Below are 255 nucleotides of genomic sequence, written 5' to 3' on the forward strand. Positions count from 1 at the left end.
GCCGGCAGGAGGTGGGCTGCACCTGGGCCAGCCGTTTGTCCCGCCAGGCTGCCAGATCCACCGTGGTGACGACGTGGATAGGCTTGGCGCACAGTTCCGGCTCATCCTTCAGAAAACGGTCGATCCGGACGCGCTCCCAGCGGTGGCCTTTGTTCTTGGGCGAGACCTCGTCGCGGAACCGCTCCAGCACTTGGGCCAGCGTCTTGACGACTATGCCGCCCACGGCGGTCGTGGCCAGTTCCGTTTCCCTACTGG

1 protein-coding gene is annotated in these 255 nt (G+C 65.9%); it reads right to left on the bottom strand.

Features of this window, described 5'->3' with window-relative positions; translation table 11 throughout:
* Nucleotides 1-255, bottom strand: a 255-nt coding sequence (locus tag SB749_RS20090) for a hypothetical protein (protein ID WP_410711861.1), incomplete at both ends; no start/stop codon positions are given.

This window comes from Brevibacterium sp. SIMBA_078, assembly GCF_046534565.1.
Classification (GTDB): domain Bacteria; phylum Actinomycetota; class Actinomycetes; order Actinomycetales; family Brevibacteriaceae; genus Brevibacterium.